The following is a 17457-nucleotide window of genomic DNA, read 5'->3' as shown; positions in this document are numbered from 1 at the left end:
CGGTCCGTCGCAGGCGGGCGGACCGCCGTGTGATGCGAAGCGGTCACGCTCCGCTGTCGCGGTCGGCCGTCAACCGGACCAGCTCCACGCGCGAGGTGATGTCGAGCTTGACGAAGGCGTGCCGCAGGTGGGAACTCACCGTGTGCGGAGACAGGGAGAGACGCTCCGCCACCTGCCGGTTCGTCAGGCCCTGCGCGACGAGCCGCACCACACGCGCTTCCGAGGCGGTCAGCTCCGGCCAGTCCTGCCCCGCTCCCGGGGACGTGGCGGGCCGCCGGACCCCTGCCGCCCGCAGGCGGCTGCGGACGCGCGCGGCGTCCCGCTCCGCGCCCGCCTCGGTGTAGAGGGCGAGAGCCGCGTCGAGGTGGGGCACGGCTTGGGACGCACGGGTGGCGGCGAGCTTGCGGCCGGCGTCCTCCAGCGCCGAGGCGCGGGCCAGCAGCCGGGGGCAGTCCTCGTACAGGCGGACCGCCCGCAGGAGGTGGGTGAGGTCGTTGTCGAGCAGCCCCCGGGCGTGTGCGGCCGAGGCCGCCAGGATCGGGAAGTCCGGGTTGAGCTCGGCACGTCGCTCCGCCACGGAGACGGCGAGCTCGGCGCGCTCCCGCGCTCCGGCGCGCAACGCCATGCGGACGAAGACGGGCGCGTCGGCGGGGTCGTCGGGGCTGGCGAGGGAGGGCCTCTGCCCGGCGAGCGCCTCCGCCGCCTCGTCGAGCAGCGCCATGGCCCGGTCGGGGCGGCCCTCGACGTCCGCCAGCAGTGCGGCCATCCACGAGCCCACGTTGCGGACGAGCGGCGCCTCGTCGCGCAGCATCCGCTCGCCCTGCTCGACGTAGGACCGGGCGGCCTCCAGGTCGTTCGTGTGGAGGGCGACGCGCACCAACGTGTACAGCAGGGTGGCGTCGGCGAAGTTGCCCATGCCGAGCTCGTCGACCATGGCCGAGGCGCCTTCGGCCTCGGCTCGGGCGTCGGCCAGCTGCCCCGCGTCCAGGAGTGCCCGCGAGCGGTTCATGAGCCACAGGAGCATGGCGGCGGCCTGGCCCTGCTGCCGGGTCTCGCGGACGCCGGCCGCGGACGCCGCGAGCGCTTCGTCGGACCGCCCCGCCGCGCTGAGGAGGAACGTCGTCCAGAGTGCCTCCGGCACCCACAGCGAGTGCGCTATTCCGAGGTCGGCCGCCAGGCCCGCGGCCCGGTCCGCCAGCCGGAACGACTCGTTCCAGTCCATCCGGTAGAAGAGCACCACCGAGTCGACGGCCATCGCGGTGGCCTCGGCCACCTGGTCCCCCGCCTGCGCGGCGGCCTCCAGCGCCTCGGTCACGGCCCGGGCGGTCGCCTCCATGTCGCCCACCATGGAGAGGTTGAGGCACAGCAGTGCCAGCAGCTGGGCCCGCAGCGCCGCCGGGACGCCGGGCAGCGCGGCGCCGGTACCGGCCTGCCGGACGGCCTCCGTGAAGTCGTACTGGCTGGACATGCGCGCCAGATTGAGCCGCACCCGTGCTTCGTCCGCCGGCCGCAGGCTGCCGGGCAGTGTCGCGTCCCCCAGCGCGCGGGCCCGCGCGGCCTGCCCGGTCTGCCACAGGAGGAGGATGGTCTCGGCGACGACCGCCGACCGTTCCGGGGCCCCGTCGGCCATGAGTTCCAGAGCTCGGCCACTGAGTTCCGCCGCCGAAGCGGGCGCGGTGGCCGCGAGTTCCGACGCGGCGCCCCGGAGCAGTTCCACTGCCGAGCGGTCGCCGACGTCCGAGCTGTCCGCCAGCATGGTGGCCGTCTCGACCACCGGGGCACCGCGTGCCAGCAGCACGTCGGCCGCATGGCGCCGCAGCGCCCGGCGCACGGAGACGGGGAGGCTGTCGTCGACGGCCTCGCGGATCAGGTCGTGACGGAACCGCAGATGGCTGTCCTGCTCGACGAGCAGGTCGGAGTCGAGGCACTCCCGCACGGGCGTGATCAGGGCCGCCGCCGGTCTGCCCGTCAGCTCGGACAGCAGGTCGATGGGGACGGTGCGGCCCACCGCCGAGGCGGCCTGCACGACCTCGCGGGCCGGTTCGGAGAGCTGGTGGAGACGCCGTCGCACAAAGAAGCGCAGGCGCTCGGGGATCGAGCCGCGCGACAGCCGCGCCACGCGGTTCTCGATGATCACCGAGCCCTCGTCGCGGAGTCCGCCGAGCAGCTCCACCAGCAGCAACGGCACGCCTTCCGCGCGCCGGGCGGCATGCAGGAGCCCGGGGTCGGGAGCGGCGCCCAGCACGTCCTCGGCGATCTGGGCGACCGCCTCGTCCGAGAGCGGGCCGAGGCGCAGCTCGTACGCACCCGCCTGCCGCAGCCGGTCCAGCGTCAGGCGTACCGACGGGGACCCGGTTCCGCCGCGAACGGCCATCACCCACAGGATCGCGTGCGACGAAAGCCTGGCCGAGAGGCTCCGCAGGGCGAGGAGCGTCAGGTCGTCGCACCACTGCACGTCGTCGAGGACGATCAGCAGCGGCGTCTCGAGGGCCGTCTGCTCCAGCCGGTCCTGCAGCTCCTGGAGCAGCCAGAACCGCTGGTCGGGCGAGGCGGAGAGCTCGCGCACCCTCGCCGGGTCGAGCAGGGGTTCGGCGCCGGACAGCAGACCGTCCAGGAGCGGACCGAGCGGCACGTAGTGTTCGTCGGGATCCGCACCTGCCCGGAACGCCCTGATGTCCCGCCGTATCGCCGCGGCGTACGTCTCCGCCAGCAGCCGGCTCTTGCCGCCGCCCGGCGCACCCTCGACGCACACGATCCCCCCGCGGCCCTGGGAGAGGGCGTCGAGCCGGGCGTCGAGGAATGCCAGTTCGTCGTCCCGGCCGCGCACCGGTGCCTGCACCGCACCCGTTCTGCGGACGGCCGGCTGCTTCGTTGTCCGGTCCATGTGCCATCTCCCAAGCCCGGTCGCACGGAATGCGGCTGTCACGGCCCGGCGGCGCGGCGAATCCGCACATGAAGGATGCCATGGTCCAGCCGGACGGCCCCCGCCCCGCCCCAGGCAGCCCCGCGCCCGCCCGGCCCGCGCCCTGACCGAGCGGGCGGGTCCCCTCACGGGCGCGGCGGCGATGTACGGCGAGCGCGGCCGTCCCGCCCTGCTCCGCCGTGCCCTGCCCCGCGGCTTCGGCCGTACCGGGCGCAGACTGCTTCGGCCACCCGATGCCGTTCCGGCACGGGAGCGGCAACCCGGCACGGGCAGCCCTGCGGATGCTCGACGGACACCCGGCCCGCGTGCCCGCTGCGGCATCGGGGCCGTGGACCTCCGCATCGTCCGGCTGCGCGTTCCGACCGGCCACGACCGCGCTCCCCGGCCAGGTCCGCACCCTCCGGACCGTTGCCCGGACGCCCTGCCGTCGAGCCGGCCGTCACGTCCGTCACCACCCGACCGAGCGTGACGTGTCGTGAACTGGTGAAGAATTGACGGGTGTTGTGAAAGGTGGCAAGAATGCGCCTCACTTGCGGCGCCCGTGAGGCGAGTGGAGCACCTCATGTCCGACGAGGTCCTCTGCCGTCCTGCACAAAGCTGTCATGCGCCTGCTCACCCCCCACTCACCTGAGTACCCGAGGTCAATGTGTCGCGCTCACAACGATTCAGGACGCCGGCCGCGCTCGGCGCCGCCACGTTCACCGCTGCCGCCCTGCCCCTGTTCGGAGCAACCGCGGCGAACGCCACGGACAACGGCTGCCAGTCCGCCACCGTCCAGTACCGCGTCGTCGACGGCGGGGGAAGACCCGTGGAGGCCGACTGGACCTCGCAGGGTGGTTTCCGCGTCTGGGACACCCCTCCCGGTGCCGTCGAAGTGCGCCTCGCACCCGGCCAGAAGATCGGCGACGGCTGCCGGTACCCGGTCTCGCTCGCCGAGTACACCACCGAGGGCCCCAAGTGGGAGACCTCCGGCCGTCAGACGTACGTCGACAAGGCCACGGTCTACCTCACCGCAGCCGACGTCGCCGACGACGACGACGCCGAGCGGACCTACCAGAAGCTGACCGTCGAGACGCCCGACTGCTACGGGCAGATAGACCTCTACGGCGACGACGTCGTCTACGACGGCAAGCCGGGGGACGGACACGGTCCCCTTCCCTACCAGCCCGACGGCGTGATCACGCCGTACCACCTCATCGCCGCGTGGAACGGCGGTGACAAGGAGTGCGCCCCCGCAGAGCCGGACACGCCGAGCCCGACTCCTTCCGAGTCCGCACCGGACGAACCCGGCACGCCGACCAGCCCGGCCGACAGCACTCCTCCCGCCCAGGACACGGCTCCGCCCACCACCCCCGAGCCGGCCACCAGCACCCCCTCCACGACGTCGGACGTGCCTCCGCTGGAGAGCACGCCGCCGGCCGCCCCGGAGCCCTCGCCCCAGGGCAGCACACAGCCGCTGGCGGAGACCGGGTCGAGTGCCCCGGTCGGCCTGATCGCCGGTGGTGCCGCCCTGGCCGTCGCGATCGGCGCCGGCACGATCTACGCAACGACCCGCACCCGCCGTTCCTGACGGAACGGGGGGCCGGACTGCCGCACCGCGGGGTGCGCCTGACTGCCGGACAGTCGGGCGCACCCGGGCCTTCGCAACTGTCACGGCCGGCGGACGACCCCTGGCCGACGGGCGGGACGTCGCCTGTCCCACCGTGGAGTCGGCGCTGGCGGTACCAGTCGGTCCACCAGGAATTCCTCCGTCGGCGTGCGCTGGGTCCCGACGGTCGCTCACGGGTGTCCTGCGGACTGGTTGCGGACAGGAGGACTTCATCGATCGGACGCCGTGGGCCACCCGTTCGTCATGCCCAGACGCGCCTGCTCCTCCTCGACGATCCGGCGGGCCAGCTCGGTGTCCGACACATCGACCGCGTCCGGGGTGGCTTCGGCCACGGCGCTGCGGCGGGCGTAGGCATCGAACAGGCGGGTCTTCTCCTCCAGCATCCTCACCATGCGTTCGTCCACTCCCCCGGTGGCGAGAAGGCGGTGCACGTGAACCGGCCTGACCTGGCCCATGCGGTGGGCCCGGGCCACCGCCTGGTGTTCGATGGTCGGCTTGATCTGCGGTTCGCAGATGACGACGACGGAGGCAGCCTGCATATTGAGGCCGACGCCGGCCGCCTGGATCTGTGCCAGGAGCACCGCTGGTCCCGAGATCCCGGCGAAGTCGTCGACGATCTGCTGCCGTCGCCCGGCCGGGACGCTGCCGGTGAGCGGACCGAGCATCGGGGCGCCGGCGGTGGGCCCCGCGGCGAGCGCCGCCTTCACCACGCCCAGCACGTCCTTGAAATTGGAGAAGACCACCGTCTTCTGCCCGTTCTCGCCAGCCTCCTGAACGATCTCGCGGAGCCGGTCCAGCTTGGCCGACTTCTCGGGGCGCATGTACGCGGCCCTGCGCATCGCCATGAAGTTGCCCGCGCGCACGGCTTCGCGGTACGCCTCCTCGTCCGACACGCTCAGCTCCTCCCACTCGTCGGTCTGCTGGAGACTCGGGAGTTCCGTCAGCACGTCTTCCTGGTTGCGCCTCAGGTAGACCGGGGCGACGGCCTTGCGGAAGGCGACCGATCCTGCCAGGGCGTCCCGCTCGCCGAGGGAGTCCGCCACCCCTGCGTCGAGCATCCGGACCAGGTTGCGGAACTCCACGACCCGGTTCTCCATCGGGGTTCCGGTCATGAAGAGGCTGCGCTCACACCGCTCCGTCCACAAAGCGACCGTCTGGGACCGCTTGGTCCTCGGGTTCTTCACGGAGTGCGCCTCGTCGACGACGAGCAGTCCGACCTCCCCGCCGCCCGGCGCGGGAAATCCGCGCAGTGCGTCGAACGTGGTCACCCCCACCCCGCCCCGCCCCTTCCAGTCGGCGAACGCGTGGTGCCGGTCGGGGCCGTGGAGCAGCGTGACACGAAGGGCGCTGCGGGTCTCGATCTCCCGGGTCCAGTTCACGAGAACGCTCGCCGGGCAGACGACCATGAAGTGACTCTGCCCCTCGGCGGCCAGGTGTGCCAGTACGGCGATCGCCTGGATGGTCTTCCCGAGACCCATCTCGTCGCCGAGTATCATCTTGCGCTGCGCGAGGACGAATCGCGCACCGAACGCCTGGTAACCGCGCAGGGACACCCGTCGGTGCGAGTCGTCGAGCTGTTGCGTCCGTACCCGCTCGGCGATCTCCTCCGGCAGGAACCCCTCGGCGGCCGCCGCGTCCGGCGACCGCCCGGAAATCTCGGCGAGCAGGCTGTAGTACTCCGCGGAGCGGAGTTCGAAGTCCACCCATGCCGCGATGTCGGACGAGGATCCGCGCAGCAGGTCCACCGAGGCCTGTGCGAACAGTTCGGGCAGGCCTGCCTGCTCCGCTTCGTCCACCAGTGAGCGGATCTCGACGACCGCCGCCAGGGCACGTGCCCTCTTCTCCTGGCCGGCCAGCAGCATCCTGACGCGCCCGGCGGCGGGCCTCGCGTCGGCCAGCAACGGGCCGAGCCGTTTTGACAGGGCTGCGGCTCGGTCCACCGCGCGGCGGGCGTCCGGGCCGGCTTCCACCAGTACGTGCAGGGCCATGACGAGCGCGGTGGTGCTCGGCTCCGGCCGGTCCACGTCGATGTGGACGGCCACCGTCTCGTGCACCGCTTCGGAAAGCCGGCGAGCAGCGGCAAGGATCTGATCGACAGTGCGCTGCCCGACACCGGGGATCTGCCGCAACCGATAGGGGCCCGCTTCGAGAACGCGGCCCACCGTGCCGAGGCCGTTCTTCTCGACGTTCCCCAGCCGCAGGCGCCCTTCGGTGACGTCCTGCAGCCGGGCGACGGGTATGGCGTCGAGCTCCCGCGTGACCGCCGCGTCGTGAATCGGCTTCAGCGCCAGCCGCACCGCCTCGACCGCCCTGCCGTGGTCACCGGCCACTGCCTGCGCTGCCTCGTACAGTCGCGCTCCCCTCGCGACCGCGTCCCGCTCACCACGCCCCACGCTTCCCGCCCCTCTCCCCGACCCTTCCTGCATCTTCCCACCGCCCCACACGGGCCTCGACGGACCTTCGCAGCCTTCTTCGGATCGAACGAACCTCGGGGCAGTCATTGACACCCCCAGATCTACGACCACAGGTAGGATCGGCACCATGAGCGGTAGCAGGAAGTACTCGATCAGCCTGCCCGAGGATCTCGCCGAGGCCGTACGGGCCCATGTCGGGCCCGGCGGTTTCTCCGCCTACGTCGCCGAGGCTCTGGAACAGAGGGTCGCCATGGACAAGCTGCGGGAGATCGTCGCCGACTTCGAGACCGACAACGAAGCTCTCACCCGCGAGGAGGTCGAGGCCGCCCGGGCGCTACTGCGCCACGACCACCGGCAGGCCGGCGGTGCCGCCGCCTGATGCCCGGCACCCTCCTGCTCGACAGCGAAGGACTCTCGAAGCTCTACCGCAAGGACCGCACCGTCGTGGCTCTGGTCCAGGCGGCGTCGGAGGAGGGCGTCCGCGTCGCCACCAGCGCCATGACCACGCTCGAGGCCGACTACGAGCGCATCCACCCGGCCCGCATCAAGTGGGTCCTCTCCCGCGTCGACGTTCACGACGTCACCAAGGAGATCACCGACCAGGCCGCCGTACTCCTTCGCACCCATCACCTTCACGGCCACAAGTACGCCATCGATGCCGCTCTCGCCGCCATCGCGCGCAACGCGCCCCAGCCGGTCACCGTCCTCACCTCCGACCCCGAGGACCTGACACTCCTGTGCGGCCTTTCTGTGGAGGTCGTCAAGGTCTGAGACCGTGACGCCGCCGCGCCGCCCGACAAGCGCTGTCACCGCATCGCCGGATCGAGGACTCACTGCGGCCAGACGTCTGTGCCCGACCCGCCAACAGGCAGGTCGGGCACAGACGTTGACATAACGTCAGACGTTGAAGCGGAACTCCACCACGTCGCCGTCCTGCATCACGTAGTCCTTGCCCTCCATGCGGGCCTTGCCCTTGGCTCGGGCCTCGGCGACCGAGCCGGTCTCCACCAGGTCGGCGAAGGAGATGACCTCCGCCTTGATGAAGCCCTTCTGGAAGTCGGTGTGGATGACGCCGGCGGCCTCGGGGGCGGTGGCGCCCTTCTTGATCGTCCAGGCGCGCGATTCCTTGGGGCCGGCCGTGAGGTAGGTCTGGAGGCCGAGGGTGTCGAAGCCGACGCGGGCGAGGGTGGTCAGGCCCGGCTCCTCGGCGCCGACCGACTCCAGCAGCTCCATGGCGTCCGCCTCGTCGAGTTCGGCGAGGTCCGCCTCCAGCTTGGCGTTGAGGAAGATCGCCTCGGCCGGGGCGACCAGGGCGCGCTGCTCGTCCTTGAAGTCCTCGTCCATCAGCTCGTCCTCGTCGACGTTGAAGACGTAGAGGAAGGGCTTGCTGGTGAGCAGGTGCAGGTCGTGCAGCGGTTCGTTGCGCTCGGTGCCCTGGACGATGCCGTGCGAGAAGAGCGTGTCGCCCCTCTCCAGGATCTCCTTGGCCTCCTCGACGGCCTTCACCTTCGGGCCGATGTCCTTCTTGATGCGCGACTCCTTCTGGAGCCGGGGAAGGACCTTCTCGACGGTCTGGAGGTCGGCGAGGATCAGCTCGGTGTTGATCGTCTCGATGTCGTCCTTCGGCGAGACCTTGCCGTCTACGTGCACGACGTTCTCGTCCTTGAAGGCGCGGATGACCTGGCAGATCGCGTCGGACTCGCGGATGTTCGCCAGGAACTTGTTGCCCAGGCCCTCGCCCTCGGACGCACCGCGCACGATGCCCGCGATGTCGACGAAGTCGACCGTCGCCGGGAGGATCCGCTGCGAACCGAAGATCTCCGCGAGCTTGGTGAGCCGGGCGTCGGGGACGCCCACGACACCCACGTTCGGCTCGATCGTGGCGAACGGGTAGTTGGCCGCCAGCACGTCGTTCTTGGTCAGGGCGTTGAACAGGGTCGACTTGCCGACATTCGGCAGACCGACGATTCCGATCGTGAGCGACACGTTGCGACTTCCCGTAGTGAGAGGGCCAGGGGGCCAGGGGGCTGGCCGATCCACCAGTTTACGGCGTGCCCGCGCCCGCCCCGGCGGACCTGTCGAACGCTTGGCCAAGGTCGCCTCTCCGGCGTGTCCCGCGCCCGATTCGGCACATAAACCGACCTAGGTTGGACCGGTGGAGCAACACAGGACGCGACCCCCGCAGAACGGAACGCGACGCGGCGGCCCGCCCCTGCCGCCACAGACCGGCCGCGGCGGGGCCGGCGACGCCCGCCGCGGGAGGGGGCAGGTGGGCGCCGGCCGGGGGGACGCGCCGCGCGGCTCAGGTTCCGGTGCACCGCGCGGCCCGGGTTCCGGTGCGCCGCGCGGCCCGGGTTCCGGTGCGCCGCGCGGCCAGGGTTCCGGTGCGCCGCGCGGCCCGGGTTCCGGTGCGCCGCGCGGCCCGGGTTCCGGTGCGCCGCGCCGGTCCGGCGGTGCGCCGCGGCTCCCGAAGCCGGCCCGCGCGCCCGCTCCGCTCCCGTCCCCGGCAGCGGTCCGGCGGCTGCCGAACCTGCGGCTCACCGGCCTCGGCACCGGCCTGTTCAGCGCGCTGCTGATGCTGGCGCTCGGCTGGCTCGACCGGCTGCTGGGCGCCTCGCAGACGGCGTACGGCGTGCTGTTCCTGCCGGTGTGCGTGGTGTGCGGGCTGTGGGTACGGCGGGCCGAGCTGCTCGCCGCGCCCGTCGTGGTGCCGATCGCCTTCGCCGTGGGCATCCTGCCGCTGGCGAAGGACGGCGACGGTCCCGGCGCCCGGCTGATGGCGCTGGCCACCGCCCTGGCCACCCAGGTGGGCTGGCTGTACGGCGGCACGCTCCTGGCCGCGCTGACCGTGCTGGTGCGCCGGGTGGTCCTGGTGGCCCGGCGCCGGGCCGCCGCCCGCCGCTAGACCCTGTCGTCACCTTCCCGCCGTCCGCCCGGGGGCGGGCCTCGCGGCGTCAGGTGCGTGCTCCGGGGTCCCCCGGCCCAGGGCCGGGGGAGTCTGCCCGGGCCCTGGTTCTCGTACCGGACGTACTCGGGTCAGGGCCCGGTGCGGCGCATGGGGGCCTCCCTCTGGGGGAGGCGCGTGCACGGCGTCGCGGGGCAGGCGGGAAGGTGACGGCAGAGCCCGGGCCCCGCCGGCAGGCGGCTCCGGCCCCGCACGCCGGTGGCTCCGGCCCCCGGTGTGCGGGGGGCCGGGAGGGACCGCTAGCGGCTCTCCTTCGCCGCCCGCATCGCCGCGCCGACGATCCCCGCGTTGTTCTGGAGCTGCGCCGGGACGATCTCGGCCTTGATGCCGTCGATGTGGTGCAGGAACTTCTCGGACTTGCGGCTGACGCCGCCGCCGATGATGAACAGCTCGGGCGAGAAGAGCATCTCGACGTGCGCGAGGTACTTCTGCACGCGTCGCGCCCAGTGCTCCCAGGTCAGCTCCTCGTCCTCCCGGGCCTTGCTGGAGGCGCGCTTCTCCGCGTCGTGGCCGTGCAGTTCGAGGTGGCCCAGCTCGGTGTTGGGGACGAGGACCCCGTCCACGAAGACGGCGCTGCCGATGCCGGTGCCGAAGGTGAGGAGGATGACCGTGCCCCGGCGGTCGCGACCGGCGCCGAAGGCTATTTCGGCGACACCGGCCGCGTCGGCGTCGTTGACCACCGTCACCGGCAGTCCGCCCAGCCGCTCGCCGAACAGGGCGCGCGCGTCCGTGTCGATCCAGCTCTTGTCGACGTTGGCCGCCGTGCGGATCGTGGAGCCGCCGGTGACCACGCCCGGGAAGGTCAGGCCGACCGGGCCCGTCCAGCCGAAGTTCTCGATCACCTGCCGCACGCCGTCGGCGACGCCGTCGGGCGTCGCCGGTTGCGGGGTGAGCACCTTGAAGCGCTCCTGGGCGAGGTCGCCCCTGTCCAGGTCCACAGGGGCGCCCTTGATCCCGGATCCACCGATGTCCACGCCGAAGATCTGCATGGCCCCACGTTACGACGGCGGACGGACCGTCACTCGCCCGAGGTGGCCGCCGGGCCGCTCCCGCCCCGCCCGGCCACCAGCGCGGCGGCCTCCTCGCGCAGGTCGCGGCGGAGTTCCTTGGGCAGGGAGAAGGTGATGTGCTCGTCGGCGGCCTTCACCAGCTCCACGTCGCCGTAGCCGCGCTCGCCGAGCCAGCCGAGGACCTCCTCGACGAGGACCTCGGGGACGGAGGCGCCGGAGGTGACGCCGACCGTCGTCACCCCTTCCAGCCAGGCCTCGTCGATCTCGCTCGCGAAGTCCACCAGGTAGGCCTCGCGGGCACCGGCGAGCTTGGCGACCTCGACGAGCCGCTTGGAGTTCGAGGAGTTGCGCGAGCCGACGACGATCACCAGCTCCGCCTCGGCGCCCATCTGCTTGACCGCGAGCTGACGGTTCTGCGTGGCGTAGCAGATGTCGTCGCTGGGCGGGGAGATGAGCTGCGGGAACTTGTCCTTGAGGGCGTCGACGGTCTCCATCGTCTCGTCGACGGAGAGGGTGGTCTGCGACAGCCAGACGACCCTGGAGGGGTCGCGGACCTCGACCTTGGCGACGTCCGCGGGCCCGTCGACGAGCTGGATGTGGTCGGGGGCCTCGCCGGAGGTGCCGATGACCTCCTCGTGGCCCTCGTGGCCGATCAGCAGGATGTCGTAGTCCTCGGCGGCGAACCGGACGGCTTCCTTGTGGACCTTCGTGACGAGCGGGCAGGTCGCGTCGATGGTGGCCAGCCGGCCGCGCTCGGCCTCCTGGTGGACGACCGGAGCGACGCCGTGCGCCGAGAACATGACGATGTTGCCCGGCGGGACCTCCTCCGTCCGTTCGACGAAGACGGCGCCCTTCTTCTCCAGGGTCTGCACGACGTACTTGTTGTGGACGATCTCGTGGCGGACGTAGACGGGAGCGCCGTACTGCTCCAGGGCTTTCTCGACGGCGATCACGGCGCGGTCCACTCCCGCGCAGTAGCCCCGGGGGGCGGCGAGCAGGACACGGCGGCCAGACGAAGCGGTCATGGGTCCCATCGTAAGGCCGGGTCGGCGGCGCGGAGATCGCGCACGGGTCCCGGGCCGACGGGGCCGCCGGGTGCGGGGTGTTGTCGGCGCCGGCCACTACCCTCGCGGCATGGCTGTCAATACGTCCGCCGAGGCCCCGCTGCCCGTCGGCGAGGTCTCGCGGCTCATCGGCGGGTGGATCGAGCGGCTCGGCGCGGTGTGGGTCGAGGGGCAGATCACCCAGTTGTCGCGACGCCCCGGCGCGGGTGTCGTGTTCCTGACGCTGCGCGACCCCTCGCGCGACGTCTCCGTGAGCGTGACCTGCTTCCGGCAGGTCTTCGACGCGGTCGCGGACGTCGTCGGCGAGGGCGCCCGCGTCGTGGTGCACGCCAAGCCGGAGTGGTACGCCCCGCGCGGGCAGCTGTCGCTGCGGGCCGTCGAGATACGGCCCGTGGGTGTCGGGGAGCTGCTGGCCCGGCTGGAGCAGCTGAAGAGGTCGCTGGCGGCCGAGGGACTGTTCGCCGCCGAGCGGAAGAAGCCGCTGCCCTTCCTGCCGCAGCTCATCGGGCTGGTGTGCGGGCGGGCCTCGGCCGCGGAGCGGGACGTGCTGGAGAACGCCCGGCGCCGCTGGCCCGCCGTCCGCTTCGAGGTGCGCAATGTCGCGGTGCAGGGCGTGCACGCCGTGGCACAGGTCGTCCGGGCCGTGCAGGAGCTGGACGCCCAGGAGGGCGTGGACGTGATCGTCGTCGCGCGCGGGGGCGGCAGCGTGGAGGATCTGCTGCCGTTCTCCGACGAGCAGCTGGTGCGGGCGGTGGCGGCCTGCCGTACGCCGGTCGTGTCGGCGATCGGGCACGAGCCCGACAGTCCGCTGCTGGACCACGTGGCCGACCTGCGGGCCTCCACGCCGACCGACGCGGCGAAGAAGGTGGTGCCGGACGTCGGCGAGGAGCTGGAGCGGGTGCGGGTGCTGCGCGGCCGGGCGAGGAGGTGCGTGGAGGCGTTCGTGGAGCGTGAGGAACGCGGGCTGGGCCACGCGCTCGGCCGGCCGGTGGTACAGGATCCGCACCGGATGATCGACGAGCGCGCGGACCATGTCTCCTCGCTGGTCGACCGCTCGCGGCGGACGCTCGGGCACCTCCTCGACCGCGCCGACTCCGAGCTGACGCACACGCACGCGCGTGTGGTGGGGCTCTCCCCCGCGGCGACGCTGAAGCGGGGGTACGCGGTGCTGCAGAGGGCCGGCGGTCATGTGGTCCGGGATCCGGGCGAGGTGGCGGCGGACGAGGTGCTCCGGGCGCGGGTCGCCGCAGGTGAGTTCACGGTTCGAGTCGACGATCAGGGGATGGGTGCATGACGGGCAGGACGGACGAGGCGCTGGGGTACGAGCAGGCGCGGGACGAGCTGATCGAGGTGGTGCGCCGCCTGGAGGCCGGGGGGACGACGCTGGAGGAGTCCCTCGCCCTGTGGGAGCGCGGGGAGGAGCTGGCCAAGGTGTGCCGGCGCCGGCTGGAGGGCGCGCGGGCCCGGCTGGACGCGGCGCTCGCCGATGAGGAGGGGGAAGAGGGGGCCGCGGAGGAGGAATAGGCCGGGGCGGACGGATCCGGCCGGTGACGGTGGGTGTGAAGCGGGTCACTCACGGCCGGGTTTTTGTTGAAAGTTTAATTTCCTTGGCGTACCGTCGAGCACGTCAACCGGCCCGGCACCCGGGCCACCGACGCCCACCCCGAGGAAGATCCCCCATGTCTCTCGTTCTTGACCCCGCCGCCCAGGACCTGCTGTTCCGCGAGGCCCACACCGCCAACACCTTCACCGACGAGCCGGTGACGGAGGAGCAGGTCCAGGCGATCTACGACCTGGTCAAGTTCGGCCCCACCGCCTTCAACCAGACCCCGCTGCGCGTCACCCTGGTCCGCTCCGCCGAGGCCCGCGAGCGCCTCGTGCAGCACATGGCCGAGGGCAACCGGGCCAAGACGGCCACCGCGCCGCTGGTCGCGATCCTCTCCGCGGACAACGAGTTCCACGAGGAGCTGCCGACCCTGTTCCCGGCGTTCCCGCAGGCCAAGGACGCCTTCTTCGCCGAGCGCCCGGTCCGCGAGGGCTCCGCCAAGCTGAACGCCGCCCTCCAGGCCGCCTACTTCATCGTCGGCATCCGCGCCGCCGGTCTCGCCGCCGGCCCGATGACCGGCTTCGACGCCGAGGGCATCCGCAAGGAGTTCCTGGACGACGACCACACCCCGCTGATCGTCGTCAACATCGGCAAGCCGGGCGAGGGCGCCTCCTACCCGCGCTCCCCGCGCCTGCCGTACGAGCAGGTCTTCACCACCGTCTGAGACGCGAGACTCCCCGTCCCGGAGGCGACGCCCCGGGCACGACGAAGGCACCCGGCCGATCGGCCGGGTGCCTTCGTCGTGCCCGGGGTGCGGCCGGGGACTCACGCCGGCTTCAGCGCGCCCGCCATCTCGGCCAGCCGGTCGAACGACGCCGTACCCGCGACGACCGTGGTGGCGCCGTCGGTGCCCTCCAGCACCAGGGCGTCGTAGCGGCCGCCGGTGTAGCGGGTCCAGGTGCGGCCGCCGATCTCCTCGGTCACCTTCGTCTCGCGGGCACCTTGGCTCGCGTCCTCGATGAACGGCACGCGCTCCTGAGTCGACTGCTCCACCGCCACGTACTCCCCGTCGGGAGAGTGGAAGCCGAGGTGCCAGGAGTCGAACTCGGCGCCGTCGAAGCGCACCGAGGTCGGCTTCCAGTCCGAGGAGAGCCCCTCGGGCGCGGCCACCGGGTACGAGGCCGCGCGGCGCGCCGTCAGCAGCTCCACGCGGTAGTCGACCCGCTTCACGTCGGGAGCGGCACTGTCGTCGTGCGGGATGAAGAAGTACATCACCAGACCGGCGACCATGATCAGGCCCAGCGAGAGCACCATGTCCCGGACCGTCTGCGTCTTGCCTTTCGAACCTGCCACGCCCCCTATCGTCGCAGGTACCGAGTGCGCTCATCCGTGGGGTCCCCTGCTCATTTTGTCGTACTGGCGATAGAGTCGAGTGGAACCCTCATCCGGCCGTCGTCGTATCAGAAAGGTGCGCTCCGATGACCGAGCATCATCATCTGCCGTCCGAACTCGATGTCCCCTCCGAGGCCCCGGACCGCAACCTCGCCCTGGAACTGGTCCGGGTGACCGAAGCCGCCGCCATGGCCGCGGGCCGCTGGGTGGGACGCGGCGACAAGAACGGCGCCGACGGCGCCGCGGTGCGCGCGATGCGGACCCTCGTCTCCACCGTCTCGATGAACGGCGTCGTCGTCATCGGCGAGGGCGAGAAGGACGAAGCCCCGATGCTCTTCAACGGCGAGCGCGTCGGTGACGGCACCGGGCCCGAGGTCGACATCGCCGTCGACCCCATCGACGGCACCACGCTGACGGCCAAGGGCATGCCGAACGCGATCGCCGTCCTCGCGGCCACCGAGCGCGGCGCCATGTTCGACCCGTCCGCCGTGTTCTACATGGACAAGCTGGTCACCGGCCCCGAAGCCGCCGACTTCGTCGACATCGACGCCCCCGTGTCGGTGAACATCCGCCGGGTCGCCAAGGCCAAGCGGGCCACCCCGGAGGACGTCACCGTCGTCATCCTGGACCGGCCGCGGCACGCGGGGATCATCGACGAGATCCGCCGGACCGGCGCCCGCATCAAGCTCATCTCCGACGGTGACGTCGCCGGTTCCATCCTCGCGCTGCGCGAGGGCACCGGCGTCGACCTGCTCCTCGGCGTCGGCGGCACCCCGGAGGGCATCATCTCGGCCTGCGCCGTGAAGTGCCTGGGCGGCACCATCCAGGGCAAGCTGTGGCCGAAGGACCAGGAGGAGCGGCAGCGGGCGGTCGACGCCGGACACGACCTCGACCGCGTGCTGACCACCGAGGACCTGGTGACCGGGGAGAACGTGTTCTTCGTCGCCACCGGCATCACGGACGGCGAGCTGCTGCGCGGCGTGCGGTACCGGTCCGAGACGGCGGTCACCGATTCGATCGTGATGCGGTCGAAGTCGGGGACGGTGCGCAGGATCGACTCCGAGCACCGGCTGAGCAAGCTGCGGGCCTACAGCGCGATCGACTTCGACCGGGCGAAGTAGCTCCGCCTGCCGGACGGGGCCGCGGGCAGTGGGCGCGTGCGAGCCCGCTGCGGCCGGTCGCGCCCATGCGGCGGAGCCGCGCGCAGATCCGGCCCCGCGCCCCTCGGGGCGCGGCGGCCACCCCGTCGAAAAGGGCGCCCCCGGTGCGGTGGGGGCGCCCTTTCCCATGCATGTCGTTCTAGTCGTTCTAGCCGGCTGCCGCTATGCGGTCCGCCGGTCTGGCCGCCTTCTTCAGTTCCACGTCCCGGCGACGGCGGCGGGCCAGGACCACCCGGCGTTCCGCCGCGGTCAGGCCGCCCCAGACGCCGTAGGGCTCCGGTTGCAGCAGGGCGTGCTCCCGGCACTCCACCATGACCGGACAGCGTGCGCAGACCCGCTTGGCCGCCTCCTCGCGGGACAGGCGGGCCGCGGTGGGCTCCTTGGAAGGGGCGAAGAACAGGCCTGCCTCGTCGCGCCGGCACACCGCTTCGGTGTGCCATGGCGCGTCCTGGTCCCTGTCTCGCGCCGGCAGCAGCTGGGCCGGCACGGCAGCGACCTGGGACGAATGCGGCGATTGCAGCACGGTCTACTCCTGACGACGGCTTCGCGAGCGAGAGACGATGCAGCAAGGCCTACCCGCTGTGCGTGCGCCTATGCACTGAGTTGACGGCCGCCGCCGTCACGACCGTCAACGGTCCAGGTGCTTGCGCACACCCTTGTCGACCCTGCGGTGGACCCGACCGAGGATGTCCGCGACGACCTTGCCGCGCCTGGGCCGGGCCTCGATGCTGCCGAGGACGGACCAGCCGTCGACGTAGACGACGGGGGCGCCGGGGTCGGACGAGTCGAGGGTGTGCACCTCGAAGGCGCCCAGGACGCCGCCGCCGGTGCCGCGCAGCGACACGTTCTCCGGGACGCGGATGTCGACGCTGCCGAAGACCGAGAACGCCTTGACGACGACCTGCTGGTACTCGAAGACCGCCTCGCTCAGGTCGATCTCGACGCTGCCGAAGACCGCGTACGCGTGGATACGGCGGCCCGCGCGCCAGCGGCCCCTGCGGACGGCGGCACTGAAGATCGCGACCAGGCTGTCGTCCGGGTCGGCCGGGACGGCTCCGGCCGTCGGGCGGTCGGGAGCCGGGACGGGGGACGAGGCGGGCGGCCGGTGCGCGGCGGGCAGGTCCCGGACGAACGCGTCCAGTTCGCCGACCGTCTTCGCGGCCAGCACGCCCTCGACCCGCTCGGCGTGCTCGTCGGCGGTGAGACGCCCCTCGGCGAGAGCCTCGCGCAGGATGTCGGCGATGCGGTCGCGGTCGGCGTCCGAGGCGCGCAACTCGCTCACCGCGGCACGCGGTCGGTTCTGCTTCTCAAGGTCCACGACAGCAGCGTACCGAAACACGATAGATCGCGATAGCCCTCCTCGGCGGCCGGCCG

Annotated in this window: 16 protein-coding genes; 8 read left to right on the top strand and 8 right to left on the bottom strand. The window is 72.2% G+C overall.

The genetic code is table 11. From position 1 onward, the window contains the following. Positions 1-43: 43 nt before the first annotated feature. Positions 44-2884: an ATP-binding protein gene (locus ACIP5W_RS01940; protein ID WP_401465209.1), complete on the bottom strand. Its 2841-nt coding sequence runs from the start codon at positions 2882-2884 to the stop codon at positions 44-46. Between the two features lie 685 nt (positions 2885-3569). Here ACIP5W_RS01940 and ACIP5W_RS01935 point away from each other — a divergent pair. Continuing rightward, positions 3570-4493 (top strand): hypothetical protein, encoded by a 924-nt coding sequence (locus ACIP5W_RS01935; protein ID WP_401465206.1) that lies wholly within the window; start codon positions 3570-3572, stop codon positions 4491-4493. 248 nt (positions 4494-4741) lie between these two features. Here ACIP5W_RS01935 and ACIP5W_RS01930 read toward each other — a convergent pair whose 3' ends face one another. Next, positions 4742-6958, bottom strand: coding sequence for a DEAD/DEAH box helicase (locus ACIP5W_RS01930; protein WP_401465203.1), 2217 nt, complete (start codon positions 6956-6958; stop codon positions 4742-4744). A gap of 115 nt (positions 6959-7073) precedes the next feature. Here ACIP5W_RS01930 and ACIP5W_RS01925 point away from each other — a divergent pair, with 115 nt between their 5' ends. Beyond that, entirely contained in the window at positions 7074-7325 is a 252-nt protein-coding gene (locus tag ACIP5W_RS01925; protein WP_018845686.1) for a hypothetical protein, read from the top strand. Beyond that, entirely contained in the window at positions 7325-7717 is a 393-nt protein-coding gene (locus tag ACIP5W_RS01920) for a DNA-binding protein (RefSeq protein ID WP_401465200.1), read from the top strand. The genes ACIP5W_RS01925 and ACIP5W_RS01920 overlap by 1 nt, the downstream gene beginning before the upstream one ends. 126 nt (positions 7718-7843) lie before the next feature. On the opposite strand, the gene ychF is transcribed toward ACIP5W_RS01920, so the two are convergent. Next, positions 7844-8932 (bottom strand): redox-regulated ATPase YchF, encoded by a 1089-nt coding sequence (gene ychF / locus ACIP5W_RS01915; protein ID WP_401465197.1) that lies wholly within the window; start codon positions 8930-8932, stop codon positions 7844-7846. Between the two features lie 589 nt (positions 8933-9521). On the opposite strand from ychF, the gene ACIP5W_RS01910 reads away from it, so the two are divergent. Then, positions 9522-9851, top strand: coding sequence for a DUF6542 domain-containing protein (locus ACIP5W_RS01910; protein WP_401465194.1), 330 nt, complete (start codon positions 9522-9524; stop codon positions 9849-9851). 299 nt (positions 9852-10150) lie between these two features. Here ACIP5W_RS01910 and ppgK read toward each other — a convergent pair whose 3' ends face one another. Both ppgK and ACIP5W_RS01900 read right to left on the bottom strand, forming a co-directional pair. Next, entirely contained in the window at positions 10151-10900 is a 750-nt protein-coding gene (gene ppgK / locus ACIP5W_RS01905) for a polyphosphate--glucose phosphotransferase (RefSeq protein ID WP_401465191.1), read from the bottom strand. Positions 10901-10929: 29 nt separating this feature from the next. Further along, the gene (locus tag ACIP5W_RS01900; RefSeq protein ID WP_401465188.1) at positions 10930-11946 is read right to left on the bottom strand and encodes a 4-hydroxy-3-methylbut-2-enyl diphosphate reductase; all 1017 of its coding nucleotides are present in this window, start codon (positions 11944-11946) and stop codon (positions 10930-10932) included. Positions 11947-12055: 109 nt separating this feature from the next. On the opposite strand from ACIP5W_RS01900, the gene xseA reads away from it, so the two are divergent. The 3 genes from xseA to ACIP5W_RS01885 all read left to right on the top strand — a co-directional run bounded on the left by xseA (position 12056) and on the right by ACIP5W_RS01885 (position 14255). After that, entirely contained in the window at positions 12056-13279 is a 1224-nt protein-coding gene (xseA, locus tag ACIP5W_RS01895) for an exodeoxyribonuclease VII large subunit (protein WP_401465185.1), read from the top strand. Then, positions 13276-13509, top strand: coding sequence for an exodeoxyribonuclease VII small subunit (locus ACIP5W_RS01890; RefSeq protein WP_401465182.1), 234 nt, complete (start codon positions 13276-13278; stop codon positions 13507-13509). The genes xseA and ACIP5W_RS01890 overlap by 4 nt, the downstream gene beginning before the upstream one ends. 155 nt (positions 13510-13664) lie before the next feature. Continuing rightward, positions 13665-14255: a malonic semialdehyde reductase gene (locus tag ACIP5W_RS01885; protein ID WP_401465180.1), complete on the top strand. Its 591-nt coding sequence runs from the start codon at positions 13665-13667 to the stop codon at positions 14253-14255. A 101-nt stretch (positions 14256-14356) separates the two neighbouring features. Here ACIP5W_RS01885 and ACIP5W_RS01880 read toward each other — a convergent pair whose 3' ends face one another. Beyond that, positions 14357-14884, bottom strand: a complete 528-nt coding sequence (locus ACIP5W_RS01880) for a DUF4245 domain-containing protein (protein WP_401465177.1) — start codon at positions 14882-14884, stop codon at positions 14357-14359. Between the two features lie 125 nt (positions 14885-15009). Here ACIP5W_RS01880 and glpX point away from each other — a divergent pair, with 125 nt between their 5' ends. Then, positions 15010-16044 (top strand): class II fructose-bisphosphatase, encoded by a 1035-nt coding sequence (gene glpX, locus ACIP5W_RS01875; RefSeq protein WP_401465174.1) that lies wholly within the window; start codon positions 15010-15012, stop codon positions 16042-16044. Between the two features lie 187 nt (positions 16045-16231). Here the strand turns inward: glpX and ACIP5W_RS01870 are convergent, their stop codons facing one another. Both ACIP5W_RS01870 and ACIP5W_RS01865 read right to left on the bottom strand, forming a co-directional pair. Continuing rightward, a complete protein-coding gene (locus ACIP5W_RS01870) occupies positions 16232-16606 on the bottom strand; it encodes a WhiB family transcriptional regulator (RefSeq protein ID WP_366060711.1) in 375 nt (124 codons plus the stop codon). Between the two features lie 105 nt (positions 16607-16711). Further along, positions 16712-17401, bottom strand: a complete 690-nt coding sequence (locus ACIP5W_RS01865; RefSeq protein ID WP_401465171.1) for a DUF1707 domain-containing protein — start codon at positions 17399-17401, stop codon at positions 16712-16714. Between the last annotated feature and the right edge of the window lie 56 nt (positions 17402-17457).

This window comes from Streptomyces sp. NPDC088766, from assembly GCF_044750845.1.
Classification (GTDB): domain Bacteria; phylum Actinomycetota; class Actinomycetes; order Streptomycetales; family Streptomycetaceae; genus Streptomyces.
This window is presented reverse-complemented; position numbering and strand designations above follow the sequence as displayed.